At 62.7% G+C, this 21,448-nt stretch carries 20 protein-coding genes; 13 read left to right on the forward strand and 7 right to left on the reverse strand.

Annotated elements, in window-relative coordinates; translation table 11 throughout:
* The first annotated feature begins 241 nt into the window (after positions 1-241).
* Together WHT83_RS15680 and WHT83_RS15685 are read left to right on the forward strand one after the other, a co-directional pair.
* Positions 242-1,600: a DEAD/DEAH box helicase gene (locus WHT83_RS15680; RefSeq protein ID WP_183261301.1), complete on the forward strand. Its 1,359-nt coding sequence runs from the start codon at positions 242-244 to the stop codon at positions 1,598-1,600.
* A gap of 105 nt (positions 1,601-1,705) precedes the next feature.
* Complete coding sequence (locus WHT83_RS15685) at positions 1,706-2,923, forward strand: MFS transporter (RefSeq protein ID WP_406871707.1); 1,218 nt, start codon at positions 1,706-1,708, stop codon at positions 2,921-2,923.
* Here the strand turns inward: WHT83_RS15685 and WHT83_RS15690 are convergent.
* Positions 2,914-3,735, reverse strand: coding sequence for an SDR family NAD(P)-dependent oxidoreductase (locus WHT83_RS15690; RefSeq protein ID WP_108608226.1), 822 nt, complete (start codon positions 3,733-3,735; stop codon positions 2,914-2,916). The genes WHT83_RS15685 and WHT83_RS15690 overlap by 10 nt on opposite strands.
* Positions 3,736-3,950: 215 nt before the next feature.
* On the opposite strand from WHT83_RS15690, the gene WHT83_RS15695 reads away from it, so the two are divergent.
* The 6 genes from WHT83_RS15695 (at position 3,951) to WHT83_RS15720 (ending at position 8,461) form a co-directional block, all read left to right on the forward strand.
* Positions 3,951-4,979, forward strand: coding sequence for a cysteine synthase A (locus WHT83_RS15695; protein WP_318761752.1), 1,029 nt, complete (start codon positions 3,951-3,953; stop codon positions 4,977-4,979).
* Positions 4,979-5,722: an alanyl-tRNA editing protein gene (locus tag WHT83_RS15700; protein ID WP_406873992.1), complete on the forward strand. Its 744-nt coding sequence runs from the start codon at positions 4,979-4,981 to the stop codon at positions 5,720-5,722. Before WHT83_RS15695 ends, WHT83_RS15700 begins: the two co-directional genes overlap by 1 nt.
* Before the next feature lie 13 nt (positions 5,723-5,735).
* Positions 5,736-6,587 carry a 3-mercaptopyruvate sulfurtransferase gene (gene sseA, locus WHT83_RS15705; RefSeq protein ID WP_406871708.1) on the forward strand — a complete coding sequence of 284 codons (852 nt, stop codon included), beginning with the start codon at positions 5,736-5,738 and terminating at the stop codon, positions 6,585-6,587.
* A gap of 2 nt (positions 6,588-6,589) precedes the next feature.
* Positions 6,590-7,153 carry a GNAT family N-acetyltransferase gene (locus WHT83_RS15710; protein ID WP_108609910.1) on the forward strand — a complete coding sequence of 188 codons (564 nt, stop codon included), beginning with the start codon at positions 6,590-6,592 and terminating at the stop codon, positions 7,151-7,153.
* Between the two features lie 110 nt (positions 7,154-7,263).
* Positions 7,264-7,821, forward strand: coding sequence for an OmpA family protein (locus WHT83_RS15715; RefSeq protein WP_406871709.1), 558 nt, complete (start codon positions 7,264-7,266; stop codon positions 7,819-7,821).
* 148 nt (positions 7,822-7,969) lie between these two features.
* Complete coding sequence (locus WHT83_RS15720; RefSeq protein ID WP_406871710.1) at positions 7,970-8,461, forward strand: DUF1203 domain-containing protein; 492 nt, start codon at positions 7,970-7,972, stop codon at positions 8,459-8,461.
* Positions 8,462-8,528: 67 nt separating this feature from the next.
* On the opposite strand, the gene WHT83_RS15725 is transcribed toward WHT83_RS15720, so the two are convergent.
* Positions 8,529-9,800, reverse strand: coding sequence for an outer membrane protein (locus WHT83_RS15725; protein ID WP_183261292.1), 1,272 nt, complete (start codon positions 9,798-9,800; stop codon positions 8,529-8,531).
* A gap of 204 nt (positions 9,801-10,004) precedes the next feature.
* Positions 10,005-11,120, reverse strand: a complete 1,116-nt coding sequence (gene ald / locus WHT83_RS15730; protein WP_108608219.1) for an alanine dehydrogenase — start codon at positions 11,118-11,120, stop codon at positions 10,005-10,007.
* 154 nt (positions 11,121-11,274) lie between these two features.
* Between ald and WHT83_RS15735 the strand changes: the two genes are divergently transcribed.
* Complete coding sequence (locus tag WHT83_RS15735) at positions 11,275-11,748, forward strand: Lrp/AsnC family transcriptional regulator (RefSeq protein WP_108608218.1); 474 nt, start codon at positions 11,275-11,277, stop codon at positions 11,746-11,748.
* Positions 11,749-11,921: 173 nt separating this feature from the next.
* A complete protein-coding gene (locus WHT83_RS15740; protein ID WP_406871711.1) occupies positions 11,922-13,898 on the forward strand; it encodes a bifunctional 2',3'-cyclic-nucleotide 2'-phosphodiesterase/3'-nucleotidase in 1,977 nt (658 codons plus the stop codon).
* A gap of 56 nt (positions 13,899-13,954) precedes the next feature.
* Here the strand turns inward: WHT83_RS15740 and WHT83_RS15745 are convergent, their stop codons facing one another.
* Together WHT83_RS15745 and WHT83_RS15750 are read right to left on the reverse strand one after the other, a co-directional pair.
* Positions 13,955-14,935: a glycerophosphodiester phosphodiesterase family protein gene (locus WHT83_RS15745; RefSeq protein WP_406871712.1), complete on the reverse strand. Its 981-nt coding sequence runs from the start codon at positions 14,933-14,935 to the stop codon at positions 13,955-13,957.
* A 132-nt stretch (positions 14,936-15,067) separates the two neighbouring features.
* Positions 15,068-16,324, reverse strand: a complete 1,257-nt coding sequence (locus tag WHT83_RS15750) for a class I SAM-dependent methyltransferase (protein ID WP_406871713.1) — start codon at positions 16,322-16,324, stop codon at positions 15,068-15,070.
* A gap of 357 nt (positions 16,325-16,681) precedes the next feature.
* On the opposite strand from WHT83_RS15750, the gene WHT83_RS15755 reads away from it, so the two are divergent.
* Positions 16,682-16,810: a hypothetical protein gene (locus WHT83_RS15755; RefSeq protein WP_406871714.1), complete on the forward strand. Its 129-nt coding sequence runs from the start codon at positions 16,682-16,684 to the stop codon at positions 16,808-16,810.
* 131 nt (positions 16,811-16,941) lie between these two features.
* Positions 16,942-17,232, forward strand: a complete 291-nt coding sequence (locus WHT83_RS15760; protein ID WP_406871715.1) for a Dabb family protein — start codon at positions 16,942-16,944, stop codon at positions 17,230-17,232.
* Positions 17,233-17,278: 46 nt separating this feature from the next.
* On the opposite strand, the gene WHT83_RS15765 is transcribed toward WHT83_RS15760, so the two are convergent.
* Together WHT83_RS15765 and WHT83_RS15770 are read right to left on the reverse strand one after the other, a co-directional pair.
* A complete protein-coding gene (locus WHT83_RS15765; RefSeq protein ID WP_108608214.1) occupies positions 17,279-17,719 on the reverse strand; it encodes a MucR family transcriptional regulator in 441 nt (146 codons plus the stop codon).
* A 156-nt stretch (positions 17,720-17,875) separates the two neighbouring features.
* The gene (locus WHT83_RS15770) at positions 17,876-20,833 is read right to left on the reverse strand and encodes a ribonuclease E/G (RefSeq protein WP_406871716.1); all 2,958 of its coding nucleotides are present in this window, start codon (positions 20,831-20,833) and stop codon (positions 17,876-17,878) included.
* A 32-nt stretch (positions 20,834-20,865) separates the two neighbouring features.
* Here WHT83_RS15770 and WHT83_RS15775 point away from each other — a divergent pair, with 32 nt between their 5' ends.
* Positions 20,866-21,027, forward strand: coding sequence for a hypothetical protein (locus WHT83_RS15775; protein WP_159091655.1), 162 nt, complete (start codon positions 20,866-20,868; stop codon positions 21,025-21,027).
* Positions 21,028-21,448: the final 421 nt, after the last annotated feature.

Consider the following 21,448-nt stretch of genomic DNA (forward strand, 5'->3'; position numbering starts at 1 on the left):
GGCGCTTGGGCCGGGCTTACGGCTTTCTCCCCAGAGAGACTGGTTGCGTCTGTTTTCTCCCTTTCCGGCAACGGAAGGCGGCGGAATAGACCCGCGGCATGAGGCCAGCGGGCACGACAGCGCAGCCGAGCGGACACGCGTCCGCCGCCTTGTCGTTTCACACGAGATTCGGGCCGGCAGGTTGCGCCCTGCCGCCATTGTTGTTTGTGACGGGAAAGCCGTCGCACGAAAGAAGAAGATATTGACGAATGAAATCAATGCGGAGCTGAACGGCTTCGCCAAACTCGGCATTACCGGCGCGCTGCTCAAGGCCACCCAGATGGCCGGATTCACTGAGCCCAAGCCGATCCAGATCGAGTCGATCCCGGCGCAACTGGCCGGCCGCGACATCCTCGGCATCGCCCAGACCGGTTCCGGCAAGACCGCAGCCTTCTCGCTGCCGATCCTGCATAAGATCATGGCGCTCGGCACCAAGCGCCGGCCCAAGACGGCGCGTGCGCTGATCCTGGCGCCGACGCGCGAGCTCGCCGTGCAGATCGAAGACACCATCAAGATCCTCGCCAAGGGTGCGCATGTTTCGACCGCGCTGGTCCTCGGCGGCGTGTCGCGTTTCTCGCAGGTCAAGAAGATCGCTCCGGGCGTCGACGTGCTGATTGCCACGCCCGGCCGCCTGACCGACCTCGTCCGTGAAGGCGACCTCGTGTTGGCCGACACCCAGTGGCTGGTCCTCGACGAGGCCGACCGCATGCTCGACATGGGCTTCATCAACGACGTCAAGCGCATCGCCAAGGCGACCGCGCGCAACCGTCAGACCGCCCTGTTTTCGGCAACCATGCCGGCTGAGATCGCTGAATTGGCGCAGGGCCTGCTCAAGGATCCGATTCGCGTCGAAGTTGCGCCGCAGAGCACGACCGCGGCCGAAATCCGCCAGAGCATCATCCTTGCGCGCACCAAGCAGAAGCGTCAGATCCTGGCCAAGATGCTGGCCGATGACGCCATGACCTCGGTCCTGGTCTTCGCCCGCACCAAGCATGGCGCCGACCGTGTCGTGAAGGATCTGGATCGCGACGGCTTTCCCGCCGCCGTCATCCACGGCAACAAGTCGCAGAATGCGCGACAGGCCGCGCTCAACGGCTTCCGCGCCGGCAAGGTCCGCATCCTCGTTGCCACCGATATCGCAGCACGCGGCATCGACGTACCCGGCATCAGCCACGTCGTGAACTTCGACCTGCCTGACGAAGCCGAAAGCTACGTCCACCGTATCGGCCGTACCGGCCGTAATGGCGCCAACGGCGTTGCGGTCACGTTGGTCGATCCCTCGGAAAACTCGAAGCTGAGGCAGGTCGAGCGCATCATCCGCATGAAGCTGACGATTGATGCCGACCATCTTGGCGAACCGGATCCGGCACGTCCGGCCGGCGAGCCGCGCAGCTTCGTGCCGGCCAACGACCGCGGTGATCGCGAGGAACGCCGGCCCAGCGGTCAGCGCCCGCGCGGAAACAATGGCGGCAAGCCGAAGGGCGATCGTCCGAATGGAAATGCACCCAAGGGTGGCAAGCGCCGCTTCGGCGCGCGCAAGCCGAACACGCGCGCAGCATAAGCTGTGCAGCAGATCGGGCCTGCCTGGTCCATTTGCTGATGTGGCATGAATAGGTTAGGGCGGTCGGGGCGGTGCTTCGGCCGCCCTTTCGTTTGAGGGGTCTGCATGGCCGGGATAGCGACGCTCGCAATCGCCTATGTGCTGTCGCAGTTCTACCGCTCGTTCATGGCCGTGCTGACGCCGGCGCTCACCGCCGATCTCGGCGCCACCAAGGCGCAATTGTCCTTCGCCTCGGGAGCCTTCTTCATCGCTTTCGCCCTGGCGCAATTTGCCATCGGCGTTTCGCTCGATCGCTTTGGTCCGCGGCGCACGGCCTCGACGCTGCTTTTGTTCGGTGGCGGGGGCGGCGCGCTGTTTTTTGCCTCGGCCACTGCGCCCTGGATGGTGATTGCCGCGATGGCGATGATCGGCATCGGCTGCGCCCCGGTGTTGATGTCGTCGCTGTTCATCTTCGCCCGCACATTTTCGATCGCGCGTTTTGCCGTGCTTGCCTCGTGGATGGTCGCATTCGGCACTGCCGGCAACGTCATCGGTGCCGCGCCGCTGGCCCAGGCCGCCGAGGCATTCGGCTGGCGGCCAGTCATGGCCGGGCTCGGGGTCATCACCATGTTGGCTGCCCTCGCGGTGCTGGCGCTGGTACGGGACCCGAAATCGCCTGATGGCGTGGACGGCGATGCCGCTGGCTTTGGCGGCTATCTCGAACTGTTGCGCATGCGGGTCTTGTGGCCGATCATCCCGCTCACCGCGATCAATTATGCGCCGACAACCGGCATCAGGGGCCTGTGGTCAGGGCCCTATCTCGTCGATGTCTATGGCGCTGATGCTTTGATGATCGGGCAGGTGACGTTTTTCATGGCCTTGGCTATGGTCGCTGGCGCTTTCGTCTATGGTCCCCTCGACACCATGTTCCGCACCAGGAAGTGGGTTGCGGTGATTGGAAACACCATTGGCCTCGTGGCGATCCTCTATCTCGCGCTCAATGTCGTATCCGATCTGACCACCGTTACGGTCGTCTTCGTCATCATCGGTCTGACCGGCGGCAGCTATGGCCTGCTGATGGCGCACGCGCGCGCCTTCCTGCCGCCGCATCTGATCGGACGCGGCGTGACACTGATGAACTTCTTCTCCATTGGCGGCGTGGGCGCAATGCAGTTTGCAACCGGTGCCGTGGTCACGGCAAGTGCCGTGCCGGGCGATCCGACGGCGTCATATCAGGCGCTGTTCTGGTTCTACGTTGTGATGCTCGGGGCTGCGATTGTCGTCTACCTCTGGGCGCGTGACGCCAAACCCGAAGCTGCCGCCGAAGCTGAGCTTCAGTCGTAGCTTGATCGTCTGAGATAGATGAGAGGCACTCTCTTCCATCGCGTGGAGGCACGCAGCGCCATCTCGCGAAAAGGCCGCGGCAGCAGGAAAAGCAGCTTCATGCCCCATGTCAGGCGCCGCGGGAACGTAACCTCGAAGCCGCTCTTGCGCATTGCCTTGCAGATCCGCTCGGCTGCAGCGTCGACTGCCATCATCGCCGGCATGGAGAACGCGCTTTTCTCCGTCAGCGGCGTAGCGACGAAACCCGGGTTCATCACCTGCGTGCGGATGTTCATCTTGTCGAAGTCGAACTTCAGCGCCTCGGCGATGATGTTGACCGCAGCCTTGGTGGCGCCATAGGCAGCCGTGGTTGGCCAGCCGAAATAGGCGCTGATCGATCCCATGATCACGACGTGCCCGCGACCGCGGTTGCGCATGCGTTCGACAACCGGCACCAGGCCGTTGAGGACGCCAAAGACGTTGACCGCAAAGCTCTGTCGGAAGGTCTCCAATCGAAGATTGTCGCCGGTCACCGGCATGTAGGCGCCGGCGTTGAAGATGGCCAGCACGATCGGTCCTGCCTGTGCCTCGATCGCTGCCACGGCGGCGGCCATGCCGGCCTCGTCGGTCACGTCGGACGGAAAGGACAGGACCCGGCCGGTCATGCCCTGGGTCTCTTCGATCAGCGTGTCGATCGGATCATTGGGGCGTACGGTCACGGCGACCGTGTAGCCCTCCTTGGCCAGCAGGCGCGCGACCGAACGACCGATTCCGGTGCTGCCACCGGTGATCCATGCGACCCCATCGCGCGGGTCCGCCCGATATGTGCTCACCCCATCCCCCTAGAAACTGCCTGCTGATGCTCTAGCGAGGCGGCGCGTCGATGGGAAGTCCGTTTTGCCCTGAGCCGCCCTCCTATGCCAATTGCCGTCATATTGCAGGGTTGCGTCCCGTTTGACGCCAAGATGCAATGGGCCAGAGAATTTCATCCCTTGAAAGCGCGGCCTCACATTTCTAGGGTTCGTCGGCGAATTAGGAAGGAATCTTCATGCGCTCGGTGATCGATGCCATCGGCAACACGCCTTTGATCCGGCTCAAGCGGGCCTCGGAGGAAACGGGTTGCGAAATCCTCGGCAAGGCCGAGTTCATGAACCCCGGCCAGTCGGTCAAGGATCGCGCCGGTCTGTTCATCATCCGTGACGCCGAGCAGCGCGGTCTGCTCCGGCCCGGCGGGGTGATCGTCGAAGGTACTGCCGGCAATACCGGCATCGGTCTGACCGTCGTCGCCAAGGCACTCGGCTACCGCACGGTAATCGTCATTCCCGACACCCAGAGCCAGGAAAAGAAGGACGCCCTTCGCTTGCTCGGCGCCGAACTGATCGAGGTTCCTGCCGTTCCCTACAAGAACCCGAACAACTACGTGAAGGTTTCCGGCCGGCTTGCCGAACAATTGGCCAGGTCCGACCCCAATGGGGCGATCTGGGCCAACCAGTTCGACAATGTCGCCAACCGTGAAGGCCACATCCGCACGACGGCGGAAGAGATCTGGCAGCAGACCGGCGGCAAGGTTGACGCGTTCGTTTCGGCAGTCGGCACCGGCGGCACGTTGGCCGGCGTGGCTATCGGCCTCAAGGCCAAGCGCCATGCGGTTAAGATCGCGCTCGCCGATCCGCTGGGCGCATCCCTGTACAGCTACTACACGACAGGCGAACTGAAGGCCGAGGGCAGTTCGATCACCGAAGGCATCGGCCAGGGGCGCATCACCGCCAATCTCGACGGCTTCTCGCCGGACTTCTCCTTCCAGATCCCCGACGAAGAGGCGCTGCCCATCGTTTTCAACCTGATCCAGGAAGAGGGCATCTGCGTCGGCGGCTCCACAGGCATCAACATCGCTGGGGCGATGCGCCTGGCGCGGGAACTCGGACCGGGCCATACCATCGTGACCGTACTTGCGGATTTCGGCACGCGTTATCAATCCAAGCTGTTCAATCCGGATTTCCTGCGCAGCAAGAACCTGCCCGTTCCCGATTGGATGGAGAGCGAGCCCAACATCGCGGTTCCGTTCGAGGTGGCATGATGGCATTTTCGACCCAGGCGGTCTTTCGCGACGATGCTTATCTGCGCGAGACCGAGGCGACCGTGGTCGGCATCAACGACCGCGGCGGCATCATTCTCGACCGGACCATCTTTTATGCCACGTCGGGCGGCCAGCCCGGCGATACCGGTCTTTTGACGCGCGGCGACGGCAGCAATATCTCGGTTGCTGCCACGATTACCGGCGAGACCAAGGACGAGATCATCCATGTTCCGGGGCTGGAGCAGGCCGTGCCGGAAATCGGCGAACGCCTGAAGCTTTCGATCGACTGGCCGCGCCGGCACCTTTTGATGCGCATGCACGCCGCCTGCCATCTGCTGACCGTGGTGTGCCCATATCCGATAACCGGGGCGTCGGTCAGCGAGGAGGACTCGCGCGTCGACTTCGACATTCCCGACGCCGGCTTCACCAAGGAAGACGTCACGTCCCAGATGATGGAACTCGTCCGCGCCAACCACCCGATCTACAACAGGTGGATCTCCGATGACGAACTCGCGGCAAATCCGACGCTGGTGAAGTCGAAGAACGTTCGGCCGCCTTCCGGCACCGGCAAGATCAGGCTGGTCTGCATCGGCGACAACGCCTCGATCGACAGCCAGCCCTGCGGCGGAACCCATGTTGCCGGCACGGCCGAAATCGGCGAGATCCATATCGGCAAGATCGAGAAGAAGGGGCGCGAGAACCGCCGCTTCCGCATCCGCTTCGGCGCGATGCCTTCCAACTGAACCGGAGACTGCCATGAGCGACAAAAGCGCTTTCGTCATCGATGCGGATTGGCTGGAAAAGCGGCTGGGCACGCCCGGACTGTCGATCGTCGACGCCTCCTGGTACATGCCGGCGCAGAAGCGCGATGCGCGGGCCGAATACGATGCCGCCCACATCCCGGGGGCGGTGTTCTTCGACCAGGACCTGGTCGTCGATCCGGATTCGACCTTGCCGCATACGCTGCCGTCGCCTTCCCTGTTCGCCCGCTTCGCCGGTTCGATGGGCATTTCGGCCGACGACACCATCGTGGTCTACGACGGACCCGGTTTCATGGCCGCGCCGCGCGTCTGGTGGATGTTCCGCATCATGGGCGTGTTCCAGGTCTACATCCTGGACGGCGGTTTCGAGCGCTGGAAGGCTGCCGGCCGGCCGGTGACCGCCGAGCCGACCAAGACCGCTCCGGGCGTCTTCCACGTCGACTATGACGCGTCCAAAATCGTTTCGCTCGCCGAGATGCGCAAGATCGTCGACACCGGCAGCGCCCAGGTCGCCGATGCGCGTTCCGCGGGACGTTTCGAGGGCACCGACCCGGAGCCGCGGGCTGGCCTGCGCTCGGGCCATATGCCGGGCGCCCGCAGCGTACCTTCCGGGACGCTGTCCGAGAACGGCGAACTGTTGCCGCTCGACCGCCTGCAGGCGACGCTCGAAGCGGCCGGCATCGACCTGTCCAAGCCGGTGGTCACGTCCTGCGGTTCGGGCGTCACGGCTGCCGTCATCGCCCTTGCGCTGCAATCGCTCGGCCATGGCGACGTCAGGCTTTACGACGGCTCGTGGACCGAGTGGGGCGGCATGTCCGACACGCCTGTGGTGACGGGAAAAGCATGAACATGGCCGCGGACCGCAGCGAGAACATCGAGGTCACGGTCACGTTTCTGGAGATGCACGTGCCGCCGGCCTACACGCCGCCGCTGCCGGTCAATCGCCAGATAGCGCTGCTCAGGACCCGAAACATACCGCTGCATTACTACCGCTATCTCGCCGATCGGGTCGGCCGCAAATGGCATTGGGTCAACATCCTCCGGCTCGATGACGAAGAACTTGCCGCCGGGCTGCATCGCGAAGACCGCGACATCCGCGTGCTCTATCTCGATGGCGCGCCGGCCGGCTTCCTCGATCTCAAGCCGCATCTGCCCGACGAGGTCGAACTCGCCTATTTCGGCATGATGGACCATGCCATGGGGCAGGGCATCGGACGCTGGTTCCTTGGTGCCGCGATCGCTGCCGCGTGGTCATATCGCCCGAACAAGGTGACGGTGCAGACCTGCACGCTCGACCATCCGGCAGCTCTTCCGCTCTACCAGAAGATGGGTTTTTCGCCGGTCGCGCAGAAGACCGAGACGGTGCGGACCATGACCTTTGCCGAACGTTCGGCAAGCGTCATGCGGCCGTGAACGCATACAACCCAGGCTGAACCGTCCGTTCATCGCTTCTTCAGGTTGCTTCTGGCATTTTCCAGCCCATCGGATCTGACCATCTGGTCGACGTGCAAGGAGAATTGAAGATGTTGAACCGCCGTACGCTTGCTGCCGCGCTGATCGCCGTGCTTGCCGCGCCTTCTCTCGCTGCCGCGCAGGCGACGACGCCTTCGGCGTCGCAGATTGAGCGCCAGCTTCAGGCCGCGCCGACCACGAAGCTCAGGCCCAACCAGCGCGTGACCGTGCGCGAATTCAAGCGCCGCCCCGATCTGCGCCGCATGGCCCCGTCGATCGACATCCAGTCGATCAACTTCGCCTTCGGCTCGGCCGAGGTTCCCTATTCGCAGTACGGCAAGGTGGAGAACATCGCCAATGCGCTCGAGCGCATTCTGCGCCGCGACCCCGGTGCCCGCGTGCTGATCGAGGGGCACACCGATGCCGTCGGTTCGTTTGCGTCGAACCAGGCGCTGTCCGAGCGCCGCGCGGCATCTCTGAAGCAGACTCTCGTGCGTGAGTTCGGCGTTCCGCGCTATGCGCTGGAGACGGTGGGCTATGGCGAGGAGTTCCTGCTGGTGCCGACCCAGAACGAGAACTGGCGCAACCGCCGCGTCACGCTGCGCCGCTACGACGCCTTCATCCGCTAGCACTTGCTAGGACAGTTCGATGAGCCCGGTTCGCGAGAGCCGGGCTTTTTTCGTTCTCGGACTGTTGGCGTGTTGGCAGCGTAAATCGGGTGGGCACGACGGTTTAGGCACCATAGGTTGCGGCCGATGTCCAACGAGGATTGCCGCCATGACCATCCGTTTCCAGGCTCTTCCTACCGATGCGGTGCGCGCGCTTCAGCGTGGCGCGCCCGATGCATATGGCATGAAACCCGAACGCAAGATTTCGGACGGCGACGGCGTGCCGTGCCGCCATTGCCTCAGCAATGTGGGTGAGGGCGAGGCCTATCTCGTGCTTGCCTACCGGCCGTTCCCCGAGTTGCAGCCCTATGCCGAAACCGGCCCGATCTTCCTGCATGCCGAGGCGTGTACGCGGGCGGAAGAGGCCGATGAACTGCCGGAGCTTTTCACCCGGACGCGGGACTACATCCTGCGCGGCTACAGCAGTGACGACCGCATCGTCTACGGCACCGGCGCGGTGACGCCGACGCCCGAGATCGTCGGCAAGGCAGGAGAATTGCTTGCGCGGCCGGACGTCGCCTATGTCCACATGCGCTCGGCAAGGAACAATTGCTATCAGTGCCGGATCGAGTTGGTAGGCACATCCGACGCAGATGCCTGACCGAGTGCCATGAAAAAAAGCCCGCCGCATTGCTGCGACGGGCTTCGGATCATGATGGCGAACGCGCTTAGTTGAACTTGTACTTGGCGCCGACTCGGACAGTGTGGAAAACCGGCACCGTCTCGTAGACGCCGCCGCTGCCGTAGTCCTGGCCCTCAAACTTGGAGTAGCGATACTCCAGGTTCACGGCGACGTTGCTGGACACTGCGGTTTCGAGACCGCCACCGACTGAGAAGCCGTCGACGCTCCAATCGAAGCTGTCGGTGAGGCCACCGCCGGACATCTCTTCCTTCACATGCTGCCGGCTGTAGCCGCCGAGCACATAAGCGAGGGTCGATTCGTTGAGTTTCGTACCGACGCGTGCGAGCACGTCGAACCCATAGTCCGCCTTGCCCTTGTAGCTTCCGGATGGATCCTCTTGCAGGACCGTGGTCATGCCGGAGTAGCGGCCACCGATCTGGATACCTGCGACCCAGGTGTCGTTGAACTCGTGGTCGTAGCCGACGCTGAGTTCGCCGAAGATGCCGTCGCCGCCGAAGCCGTTGAACTCGCCGCCGCCGATGTGGATCTCGTCAGCAATGGCGCCTGCGCCCAGGGCACCACCGACATAGAATCCGGTCCAACTATAGGCCGGTGCGGAGAACGAGGCGCTGCCACCATTGTGGGCGCCGAGGCGGTAGTTGGCGCCGATGCTGAAAGTGTGAGTGGATGTCTCGGCATCAAGGCCTCCGACCCCAATGAACGGTTCGGTGCCGTAGTTGGCGTAGCGGTACTCGCTCTTCAGGGTCCAGTTGGCGGCAATCGCCGTCTCCACACCCAAACCGAGGACATATCCGTCACGGTCGCTGTCAAGGTCGAAGCCTGCCGGGGCGCCGGGGAGATCCGCGTCGATATGCTGCCAGCTATAGCCGCCAAGCACATAGCCCAGCGTGGTGGGCGTCAGCAGGTAACCTGCTCGCGCGCCGATGTCGAAGCCATAGTTGTTGGTGATCTTGGCTTCGTCCCCGCCTTGCTCCATCGAAAGACCGATGTTGCCGAATCGTGCGTCCGCGAAGGCGCCGATCAGGACGCGCTCTGAGAGCATGTAGTCGTAGCCGACGGTCACTTCGCCAAAGACGCCACCGCCTCCAACATCAGGCAAGCTGAACGGAGCTCCAGAAATTTCCAGGCCATGCTTGACCGCCCCGACACCGCCGCCGAAGCCGACATAGATGCCGCTCCAGTTGAAGGCCGCCGGCGATTCTGCCGACACTGCATCCGCAGCATGCGATGCCGAGTTGATTGCAGCAGCCGAAGCGGCCCCCAGCAGGAGTGCTGCGAAAGTCTTTCCAAAGTGCATTACATTACCCCACTACCAATAATCGGCTATATGGCACGTTGGGGCTGTCTATGCTGCAACTAATTTGTCACACTGAGAGATTAGCGAGTGGTGCACCCGAGAATTCGCATTGAATAGGCAAAGTCGAGCGAAGATAGGCGAACTCGAAAGCAAGTTGAGCCCGCCGCACCAATAGAGCGGGCCCGACGGACTACTCCAGGCGAATCACGCGGCCAGTGCCGACTTTGCTTCAGTCACCTCGTAGCCGAGCGCTTCGGCGACCGCGCGGTTGGTGATCCGGCCGCGGTGGATGTTCAACCCGTTGCGCAGATGCGGCTCGTCGGCAATGGCCTTGAGCCCGCGGTCGGCGAGCGCCAGGCCATAGTGCAGCGTGGCGTTGTTGAGCGCGTGGGCCGAAGTCACGGGCACCGCCCCCGGCATGTTGGCGACGCAGTAATGGATGATGCCGTCGACCTCGTAGGTCGGGTCGGCATGGGTGGTCGCATGCGAGGTCTCGAAGCAGCCACCCTGGTCGATGGCGACATCGACGAGGACAGCACCCTTCTTCATGCCCGACAGCATCTCGCGGCTGACCAGCTTTGGCGCGGCGGCACCGGGAATGAGCACCGCACCAATGATGAGATCGGCCGAGAAGCACTCTTCCTCGAGCGCTTCGACCGTCGAATAGCGCGTGTGGACACGTCCGCCGAAAATGTCGTCGAGCTGGCGCAGGCGCGGGATCGATCGGTCGATGATGCTGACGTCGGCGCCGAGACCGGCGGCCATGCGCGCGGCATGAAGGCCGACCACGCCCCCGCCGATGACCGCGACCTTGCCCGGAAGCACACCGGGCACGCCTCCGAGCAGCACGCCGCGACCGCCATAGGCTTTTTGCAGCGCTGTCGCTCCCGCCTGGATCGCCAGTCGCCCGGCGACTTCCGACATCGGCGCCAGCAGCGGCAGGCCGCCGCGCTCGTCGGTGACCGTTTCATAGGCAACCGCAGTCACGCCGGAGGCCATCAGGCCTTTGGTCTGATCCGGATCCGGAGCGAGGTGGAGATAGGTGTAGAGGATCTGGCTGTCGCGCAGTTGCACCCATTCATGCGGCTGCGGCTCCTTGACCTTGACGATCATGTCGGAGCGCGTGAACACTTCCTCGGCGGTCTTGGCGATCTGGGCGCCTGCGGCGCGGTAGGCATTGTCGTCGGCGCCGATGCCTGCACCGGCGCCGGTCTCGACCAGCACTTCGTGGCCGTGAGCGACATACTCACGTACCGAGCCGGGAGTGAGCCCGACGCGGTACTCGTGGTTTTTGATTTCCTTCGGACAACCTACGCGCATTTTATGCTCCTCCGCAGCCGTTTCGGCCATTGTTCTTTATTGACGAAGTCAATCACGAATCGTTCCGAATATGTTTGCGAAATGAGTTGCGCGTAAAGGTTGAGATCGATAATCCTTGCATAAATAGGCATCATTCTCGAAGGAAATTCGAAAAATGCCGTTGGACAGGATCGATATCGCCATTCTGGATGCCTTGCAGAAGGATGGGCGCCTGCCCAATGCTGCGCTTGCCGAGAAGGTCGGCCTCTCGCAATCCGCCTGTTCCCGTCGCCTCGATAACCTCGAAAAGTCGGGCGTCATCGCTGGTTATCACGCGCGGCTTTCCAACACGGCCCTCGGTCACCAGATGACGGTGATCGTGCATATCTCGCTGTCCGGGCAGTTCGAAAAGACGCTGTCCGACTTCGAGGTGGCGGTGAAGCGCTGCCCCAATATCCTGTCCTGCCATCTGATGTCGGGCGAATACGACTACATCCTGCGCATCGCTGCCCGCGACCTGCCGGACTATGAACGTATTCACAAGGAATGGCTCTCGGCGATGCCGCACGTCACCAAGATCAACTCGTCCTTCGCCCTGCGCGAGATCGTCGACCGCACCGTCATGGGCATCCGGCCGGACCTGGCCTGACGGGTTGGAGCGGCAGTCGGCCGAAGCGCTGGCATCCGCTGGCTCAATCCATTTCCCGAAGCTTGTCGCGGGGCTGTCACGCGACTCGGCTGGACTCGGGCGAATTTTGGCGCAAGATTTGATCTTTCGGACGCCGGCTAAATACTGTCAGTTCATTTCCCTGGAGAATGAAAATGTCCAACATGCTTCACCCCATATCTCGCCGTTCCTTTCTCGCGGGTTCCGCCGCGGCGAGTGCGCTTGTGATGCTGCATCCGTTCTCGGCGCGCGCGCAGGCCAACCAGGCGCATTTGCGCATCATGGAAACCACCGATCTGCACGTCCACGTGTTTCCCTACGACTACTACGCCGACAAGCCAAACGACACGATGGGCGTCGCCCGCACCGCATCGATCATCGATGCCATCCGCGCCGAAGCCAGCAACTCGATCCTGGTCGACAATGGCGACTTCCTGCAGGGCAATCCGATGGGCGACTATATGGCCTATCAGCGCGGCATGAAGGATGGCGACGTCCATCCCATCATCAAGGCGATGAATGCGCTGGGCTATGATTGCTCGACACTCGGCAACCACGAGTTCAATTACGGCCTCGACTACATGTTCAAGGTGCTGGCCGGAGCGAACTTCCCCGTCGTCTGCGCCAACCTGACCAAGGGCCAACTCGCCGCCGATGCCGCCAAGGACGAGCTGTTCCTCAAGCCTTACGTGATCCTGGACAAGAAGGTGAAGGACGGCTCCGGCGCCGAGCACCCGATACGCATCGGCCTGATCGGCTTCGTGCCGCCGCAGGTGATGACCTGGGATTCCCGGCATCTCAACGGCAAGGCGATGACCCGCGACATCGTCAAGGCGGCCGAGGCCTGGGTGCCGCAGATGAAGGAGGAGGGGGCCGAGATCATCGTGGCGCTTTCGCATTCCGGCATGGGCACGCCGCAAGCCGGGGAAAACCTCGAAAATGCCTCGATCCTGCTCGCCGGCGTCGATGGTATCGATGCCATCGTCACCGGCCATAGCCACCTCGATTTCCCCGGGCCGAAGTTCGACGGCGTCGAGGGGCTCGACAATGCCAAGGGCACGATCAACGGCAAGCCCGGCGTTATGGGCGGCTTCTGGGGCTCGCATCTCGGCCTGATCGACCTGCTGATCGAGCGCGATGGCAACGCCTGGAAGGTCGTGAGCTCGACCAGCGAGGCGCGCCCGATCGCCAAGCGCGTCGACAAGAAGATGGTGCCGACCGTCGAGAGCAATGCGGAGGTGGAGGCTGCGGCCAAGGAAGAGCATGAGGCGACGCTCGCCTATGTGCGGACGCCGGTTGGCAAGACCTCGGCGCCCCTATACTCCTACTTTGCTCTCGTCGCCGACGATCCTTCGGTGCAGATCGTGAGCCAGGCGCAAGTCTGGTACATCAAGGACATGCTGAAGGAGACCGAGCACAAGGACCTGCCGGTGCTGTCGGCGGCGGCACCCTTCAAATCGGGCGGGCGAGGCGGGCCGGATTATTACACCGACGTGCCGGTGGGCGACGTGGCGATCAAGAACGTCGCCGACCTCTATCTCTACCCCAACACCGTGCAGGCGGTGTCGATCACCGGCGCCCAGGTCAAGGAATGGCTGGAGATGTCGGCTGGTATCTTCAATCAGGTCACGCCAGGCAAGGCCGACCAGGTACTGATCAATCTCGACTTCCCGTCCTACAATTTCGACGTCATCGACGGTGTGACTTACAAGATCGACCTGGCGCAGCCGCCCAAATACGACCCCAAGGGGGCTGTCCTAAATGCCGCTTCGAACCGCATCGTCGACCTGATGTTTGATGGCCAGCCGATTGATCCGGCTGCAAAATTCGTCGTCGCCTCGAACAATTACCGGGCCGGCGGCGGCGGCAATTTCCCTGAGATCAACGCGTCGAAGCTGGTGTTCGAGGCGCCCGACACCAACCGCGACGTGATCGTGCGCTACATTGTCGAGCAGGGCACGATCAACCCGTCGGCCGATTCCAACTGGTCGTTCGCGCCTGTCGAAGGGGCATCGGTAATCTTCGAGACCGGACCCAAGGCCAAGGATCACCTCGCAGAGGTCAAGGCGGTCAAGATCGAGCCGGCAGGCGAGGGCGCGGACGGCTTTGCCAAGTACCGCATCACGCTTTGAGATTTGGCGGATGGGAGGGCGGCTGGAGCTATCCAGCTGCCCTTGTTTTTGTGAATTCAGAGCGCCCGCCGTTGGAGGGCTGGAGCGATCATGTCGAGCGCGTCGGTCGAGATGCCGCCGGAATAGCCCGCGGGTAGTGCGTCGATCAACTCGGGGTCGTTCATGCCTTCCGAGAAGCCGCTGCCATAATAGGGCGCGATGAGGAAGACTTCGGTGCCGCTCGCTGCCATCCGGTCCAGGAACCGGGTCGGCCAGCCCCACAACCATGGTGCAAAGTTCGCCGGCAACAGCATTGCCCCGTTGCGGCAATTGTCAGGCACGTAGCCACTCCAGCCAAGCGCCTGATAGCGAATCAGGCAGCGCTTCAGGGACTCCTTCGACAGCGTCCTGACGTCTGGCAAGGCCTGCTTGACCGCCTGCACCGGCCGGTCGCCGCCAAGGACCGACAGGTCGTCCTGGCGGCTGGGCGGCAAGGTTGCGATGAATGCCGCGAGCCGTTCGCCCTCCCTGGGATCGTTGCTCTTGACGTTGATGTGGAAGCGCTTGTCCGGAAACTCGTTCAGAACCTCCTCGAGCGTCGGCATCAGGCCGACGCCCTGACCGCGAAAGGGATAAGTCTTGCCACCGTCTGCCGTGTAGCCGTAGCCGACGTCGAGCTTCTTGAGGTCGGCCATCGAATGCGACCGCGTCTCGCCTGCACCCTCAGTGCGGCAGTCCACGGTCCAATCGTGGAACACCGCGAACTTGCCGTCGGTCGTTGGGTGGATGTCGAACTCGAGCACATCGGCGCCACGCTCGAATGCCGCCTTCATCGAACGGAGGGTGTTTTCGAGATAATCGTGCCGCGGCGGACGGATACGCTCGGCGGTGCACGTGTCGCCGGTGAGCCCGGTGCGATCATACTCTTGCGTCAGCCCGCGATGAGCCAGGATAGTCGGCTCTCCCGCCGGCCGTCCCGAAAGCAGGGACGTATTGTTGAGATAGACTGCTCCGGCAATCGCCAAACCAACGAGAAGGAAAATGTTGCGCTTGCGCATGTCTTGATTCGCTCCCGAGACCCAACTCGAGAAGCTATTCAGTAGAAAGATCCGGCGTTTTCGCGACCAAACCGTGACGCCAGTGCGCCTGAACCGGATCGATCCGTGTCGCCGCCAGTTCCTGCTGAGCGGTCAGGCCTTGTAGACCACCTGCCTGACGTCGATGTACTCGGCACGGAATCCGGCTTCGCAATAATGGAGATAAAACTCCCAGAGCTTCTTGAACCGCTCGTCGAAGCCGAGAGGCACGATGCGCTCCCAGGACGACCAGAAGCGGCCACGCCATTCGGCAAGTGTCCGGGCATAATCCTGCGGAAAGACGCGCTCGCGCAGATAGTCGAGCCCGTGCTCGGCCCCCAGCGACTTCAACAGCGTCGGTGTCGGCAGCATGCCACCGGGAAAGACGTAGCGCTGGATGAAATCGGGCCGCTTGCGGTAGAGCGGATAAGCCGCCTCGTTGATGGTGATGATCTGCAGCCCAGCGGTGCCGCCCGATGGCAGGCACTGCTTCATCTTGGCGAAGAAGGCAGGCCAGTATTTTTCGCCGACCGCCTCGAACATCTCGATCGAGGCGATACGGTCGTAGGCGCCGGTTTCGTCGCGATAGTCCTGCAGCTTGAAGTCGACCTTGTCGGCCAGTCCGGCATCGTGGATGCGCTTGCTGGCGAAGTCGAATTGCTCGCTGCTGATTGTCAGGCCTGTCACCCTGCATCCGATTTCGCGCGCTGCAAACTCGGCAAAGCCGCCCCAGCCGCTGCCGATCTCGAGCACGTGGTCGTTGGGGCCGATGCCCGTGTCGCGTGCCAGTGCCCGATATTTTTCGGTCTGCGCGCCGGCCAGATCGTTGGCACCTGTGGCGTAGAGGCCCGAGGAATAGGTCATCGTTGGGTCGAGCCACTGGCTGTAGAAGGCATTGCCGAGGTCGTAGTGGGCGGAAATGTTGCGTTTCGAGCCGGTGCGGGTGTTCTCGTTGAGCCAGTGCCGTATCCGCTGGATGGTCGTGAGCAGCCAGTTGGTGCCGCCGGCAACACCTTCTCCCGCCTCTGTGTTGACCACGAACAGTTCCAGGAAGCTGGTGACGTCCGGGCTCTCCCAATCACCGTCCATGTAGGATTCGGCGACACCGATCGTGCCGCCGCTGAAGGCCCGTGCCGGCAGGTTCCAGTTGTGCAGCACGATCTCGGCTTCCGGTCCGGGTGCCTTGCCGCCAATCAGGATGGCGCGGCCGTCAGGCATCCTCACCGTGAGCGTGCCGCGTGGCAGATGCAGGGCGGCCGACAGTGCCATGCGTACCCGCGCCGGCAGGCCACGCGCTACATCCCTGATATTGCCTTCGTGGAGCCGCGTTACTCCACGCTCGATTGATTCGTCCGGTATCCTCTGGGCCATCTCGACGTCCCAAGCTCTGCTGCCCGTGCCGGCGTCTTCGGGCTCGTGTCCAGGCGTGTCCGTTGGGCGCGTTGCCGGTCGCGCCCCCCGCTTGGCATTGCGGTAGACTTGACCTGCTTCCGCCAAGACTTTCGCGCGCCACGGTAAATTCCCGCCGTGATCTTCACCGCCAAAAGCGCGAACTTCAAGTGACATCTGGCAAGCGCTTATGTGCCAGCGGAGGAAGACGTCCGACGAGGACTGACAGGTCCAGGTGCTGCCGGAAACTTGCGTATTAGCGCGGCCTAACGCTTCACGACGGATTGAGGGCGAACTATCATCATTCCGGAGGCTGCTGAGCCTCGGGGAGGGCACACGATGCGCTATATGATCGTGATAATGTGCGGCGCCTTGTTCCTGGTCTGGGACGTTTTCTACAACCACGGCAACGCGATCGGCACGACTGTGACGGAGGTGCACCGTGTGGTGCGGATGGTCACCGGCTGAGCATCGCTACGCGAATCGCCATGAGGCCCTGTCCGTCTGCGTTGTTTTGCGGTCCGCAACACTTTGCCGGATTGACGCCGGTCGAAAGCCGACCCAAAAGGCGCCAGCAAAGCAGCAGAAGGAATTGTCGCTTGATCCGGCACATCGTGTTCTTCAGTGCGCGGCAGAAACAGGACGTCGAGACGATCCGCGAGGAGTTGTCGGCGCTCGGCGAAATTCCGCATTCCACCGTTTTCGAAGTGACGGTCAATACAAAGGTCGATCCGCTTTGTGACGAGATCGACATCGTCGTTTATGCAGAGTTCGCCGACCAGGCGGCACTTGCAGCCTACAAGGCGCATCCGCTCTACGACAGGACCACGCAGCGTGTGCGCCCGATGCGCGAGCTGCGCTATTCGGCGGACGTCGTCGCCGCGTCGTGATCAAAGCGCCCCGGTGCAGCCCGGAGCGCTTTTCAGAGTTCGGAAATCAAGCCTTTTTGGCGCGGCCGCGTGCCTTGGCCGGAACTGCGGCTGCCTTGCGTCCAAGACCAAGGGACTTTGCCAGTGCCGAACGCGCGGCAGCATAGTTCGGCGCTACCATAGGATAGTCGGCAGGCAAGCCCCACTTGGCGCGATATTCCTCCGGCGTCAGTCCGAAGTGGACCGCAAGATGGCGCTTCAACGACTTGAACTTCTTTCCGTCCTCCAGGCAGACGATGTAGTCGGGGAGGACCGAACGCTTGGGGTTCACGGCAGGCTGTTGCACCTCGACCGGCGCTTCGACAGGCTGGTTGAGCGCCAGGATCGATGCGTTGACGCTGGCGATCAGTTCCGGCAACCCGGTGGCGGGAACCTTGTTGTTCTCTACATAAGCGCTGACGATATGCGCAGTCAGTCCTAGGATGTCGATCTTGCTGTCACTCGTCATCGGCCGTCTCTCCGGGCAGTATTAAAGCAAAGTATGAGTCTATTCGAACGCTGGGTTGTATATCGGTGCAAACAGTGTCGGACGGCAAGCAAAATAATCTAAATAAATAGTGACCCCGACCAACGATGTGCTGGTCGGGGTTTTTATATTAGCCGATCAAAAGAAACCTTTGCGCTGCCACCAGCCACCTTTTTTCGGCTTGGCTTCGCTCGAAGCGTCGTCCTCGGCATCGACTGCCGAAGTGACTACCGGTGCGGCCGGCGTCTTCGTCGGACGTGCCGCAACTGCCTTGGCAACAACCTCTTGCTCGGCCGGAACGGCAACCGCATCTTGCTCGGCTTCAGCGGCAACTACCTCTTGCTCGGCTGGAGCAGCGGCAGCCTTGCGACGCGGCGCACGGGGCTTCGCTGGTTTCTTCGCCGGCTTAGCTTCGGACTCGGGAGCTGCCGCATCTACGGCAATTTCAGCCGCGACAGCTTCTGCAACGGGCTCAGTTGCCGGCGCCTCGATTGCCTCGGCCTCCGCCTTCTTGGCCTTGGCCGAACGGCGCGGTGCCTTTTTCGGCTTGGCTTCGGCGGCGGCTTCCGGTTCTTCAGCCACAGCTGCGACTGCTGCGCCTTCGGCGACCGGCGCTTCGTTTACGCTGGGCTCGACGACCGCATCTTCGGATGCTGGCTGTTCGTCGCCTTCTGCCGAGAGCTCGTCGTCCTCCTTGCGGTTGCGCTTGCCGCCGCGCTTGCCACGCCGGCGCTTCTTTGCCGCGGCCTCATCGGTCGCGGCAGCGTCTGCGCTTGTTGCTTCAGAAGCGACTTCCACTTCCGCACCGCTCTCGATCTCGGCATCGGAACCGGCCTCCTCATCCTCGGAGGCGTCGGCTTCCGAGGCGACGGTGGCTGCGTCGTGCGGTGCGCCATGCTCGCGGTCGCGGCCGCCGCGACGACGCCGGCGCTTGCGCCGCTTGCGGTCGTGCTGTTCGCCTTCGCCTGCTGGCTGGGCTGCGCGGGCCGGCTGCACTTCGGCGGCGGCGACGGCTGTTGCCTCGTCTTCCTCTTCGGCGACGATCTCGTCTTCGACCTCTTCCGGCTCTTCATAGGCCGGCGCGATCACCGGCAAGCTGAAGCTCGCCGGCTTCTCGGCGATGGCGCCGCGGAAGATGGCATGGTTCTGCGAGCCGACGCTGTCGTCGGCCTCGAGCGTGATCGTCACGCCGAAGCGGGCTTCGAGGTCCACCAGCGTCGAGCGCTTGTGGTTGAGCACGTAGAGTGCGGTCGCCGCAGGCGTCTTGACGGTGATGTGGCTGCGCGAATCCTTGAGCAGGAATTCTTCGATGGCGCGAACGACCTGGAGTGCCACCGAGGAGTCCGAACGCACATGGCCCGTGCCGCCGCAATGCGGGCAGGGCTTCATCGTCGATTCCAGCACGCTGGCGCGGATGCGCTGGCGCGACATCTCCATCAGGCCGAAATGCGAGATCCGGCCGACCTGGATGCGGGCGCGGTCGTTCTTCAGGCAATCCTTGAGCTTCTTCTCGACCGCACGGTTGTTGCGGTTCTCCTCCATGTCGATGAAGTCGATGACGATCAGGCCGGCAAGGTCTCGCAGCCTGAGCTGGCGCGCGACTTCCTCGGCGGCTTCCAGGTTGGTGTGAAGTGCCGTCTCCTCGATCGAGTGTTCCTTGGTGGAGCGCCCGGAGTTGACGTCGATGGCAACCAGCGCCTCGGTCTGGTTGATGATGATGTAGCCACCCGACTTCAGCGTCACCTGTGGCTGGACCATCCGTTCGAGCTGCGATTCGATGCCGCTACGCACGAAGATCGGCGTGATGTCGCGGTAAGGCTGGACGACCTTGGCATGGCTGGGCATCAGCATGCGCATGAAGTCCTTGGCCTCGCGGTAGCCATCTTCGCCGGCGACGAGAACCTCGTCGATGTCCTTGTTGTAGAGGTCGCGCACCGATCGCTTGATCAGGCTGCCTTCCTCATAAACCAGTGCGGGAGCCGTCGACTGCAGCGTCAGGCTGCGGACGTTCTCCCACAGGCGCATCAGATATTCGTAGTCGCGCTTGATCTCGGCCTTGGTGCGGCTTTCACCTGCGGTGCGCAGGATGACGCCCATGCCCTTCGGCACTTCCAGATCGGCAACCACTTCCTTGAGGCGCTTGCGGTCCTGGGCGTTGGTGATCTTGCGTGAAATGCCACCGCCGCGCGCCGTATTGGGCATCAGCACCGAATAGCGGCCGGCCAGCGACAGATAGGTCGTGAGCGCAGCACCCTTGTTGCCGCGCTCTTCCTTGACCACCTGGACCAGAAGAATCTGGCGGCGCTTGATGACTTCCTGAATCTTGTAGTGGCGGCGAACCGGCTTGCGGCGATTGCGCACCTCTTCGAGGGCGTCTTCCGCGCCGACCGACTCGACTTCATGGTCGTCGTGATGGGACGAATGAACTTCCTCGATCACGCCGCCGTTTTCGTTTTCGGTGACGGTCGGTTCAGGCACCCGTTCGGATACCACATCGGCGTCGAACGACGCGGCGATCGATGTCGGCTCACGCTCGTCCGAATCGTCGGCTGCCGTTTCCGATTCGTCGCTGTGCGTCTCCGCAGATTCGCTTGTGGCAATCGAATCGCCGTCGTCGTCGGATGCGGCAGCGATAGGCTCGCCGTCGTCCTCCGAATGGGAGCCCTCGTCGTCACCGGCTCCTTCGGGCTTCTGCTCGTCGCCATTGCGGCCACGGTTCTTGCCACCGCGGCGGCGGCGGCGTCCGCGGTTGCGGTCCTGGCCCTTGCTCTCGTCGCCTTCGTTCTCTTCGTCTTCCTCGTCCTCGGCTTCTTCCGCCTCGGCGCGCAGCAGCGCCTGCCGATCGGCAACCGGAATCTGGTAATAGTCGGGATGGATTTCGCTGAAGGCGAGGAAACCGTGACGGTTCCCGCCATATTCGACAAAGGCAGCCTGAAGGGACGGTTCAACCCGCGTTACGCGGGCGAGGTAGATATTTCCTTTGAGCTGCTTTTTGTCCTGTGATTCGAAATCAAATTCTTCAATGCGGTTACCGCGAACTACGACAACCCGTGTTTCCTCCGGGTGGGAGGCGTCTATCAGCATCTTGTTGGGCATTATTTGTCCTCCCGGCAGCCGTCAGCCGCGGCTTGCGGGAACTCGTCCGCCGCCGTGAGTTTGCTGATGAAGGGGTGCCGGATAATTTTGCGCCCGCCGGTCGCAGCCAAAACGCCATGACGGTGCCGCCCGCAGCCGTGATGGCGCGGTTATTTGCGGACCTGTCCATGATTGCGTCTGTGGCCAATGCGTGACCTTGCGGAACCTTGTTTCAAACCTAAGCCCGGGGAATCCGGACCAGCTACTTTGCTCTTACAGAGCCGGCGCGGGATGAATGTCCGGCCGTTTTTCTCACGCAGTCGCTACCCCGCCACGGGCCGCGCCTGCGAATCTCGTCGCGATCACTGAAATCGTTTCTCTTTTGCGAGTTGAGCCATCGCTCGTCGCGTGGTTCCCTAGCGGAAGGCGCTGAGGGCGCGGGCCCAGGATTGCAGTGATCCAATGTCGCTTTTATGATTTGGCGAGGTTGAGCGCAACCCTGATTTCCGACGCCGGCAAAGGCGGGTGCGACAGCCAGCAGGGGAGCATTTCCGCAAAGACTCGGTTAACCTTCTCTGGTTACCAGTCGTTAATCGAAGGGGCGGCCTATTTTGCCCCGCGACTGGCTTCGGCGTG

The sequence above is a fragment of the Aminobacter sp. P9b genome, assembly GCF_045345995.1.
GTDB classification, from domain to species: Bacteria; Pseudomonadota; Alphaproteobacteria; order Rhizobiales; family Rhizobiaceae; genus Aminobacter; species Aminobacter niigataensis.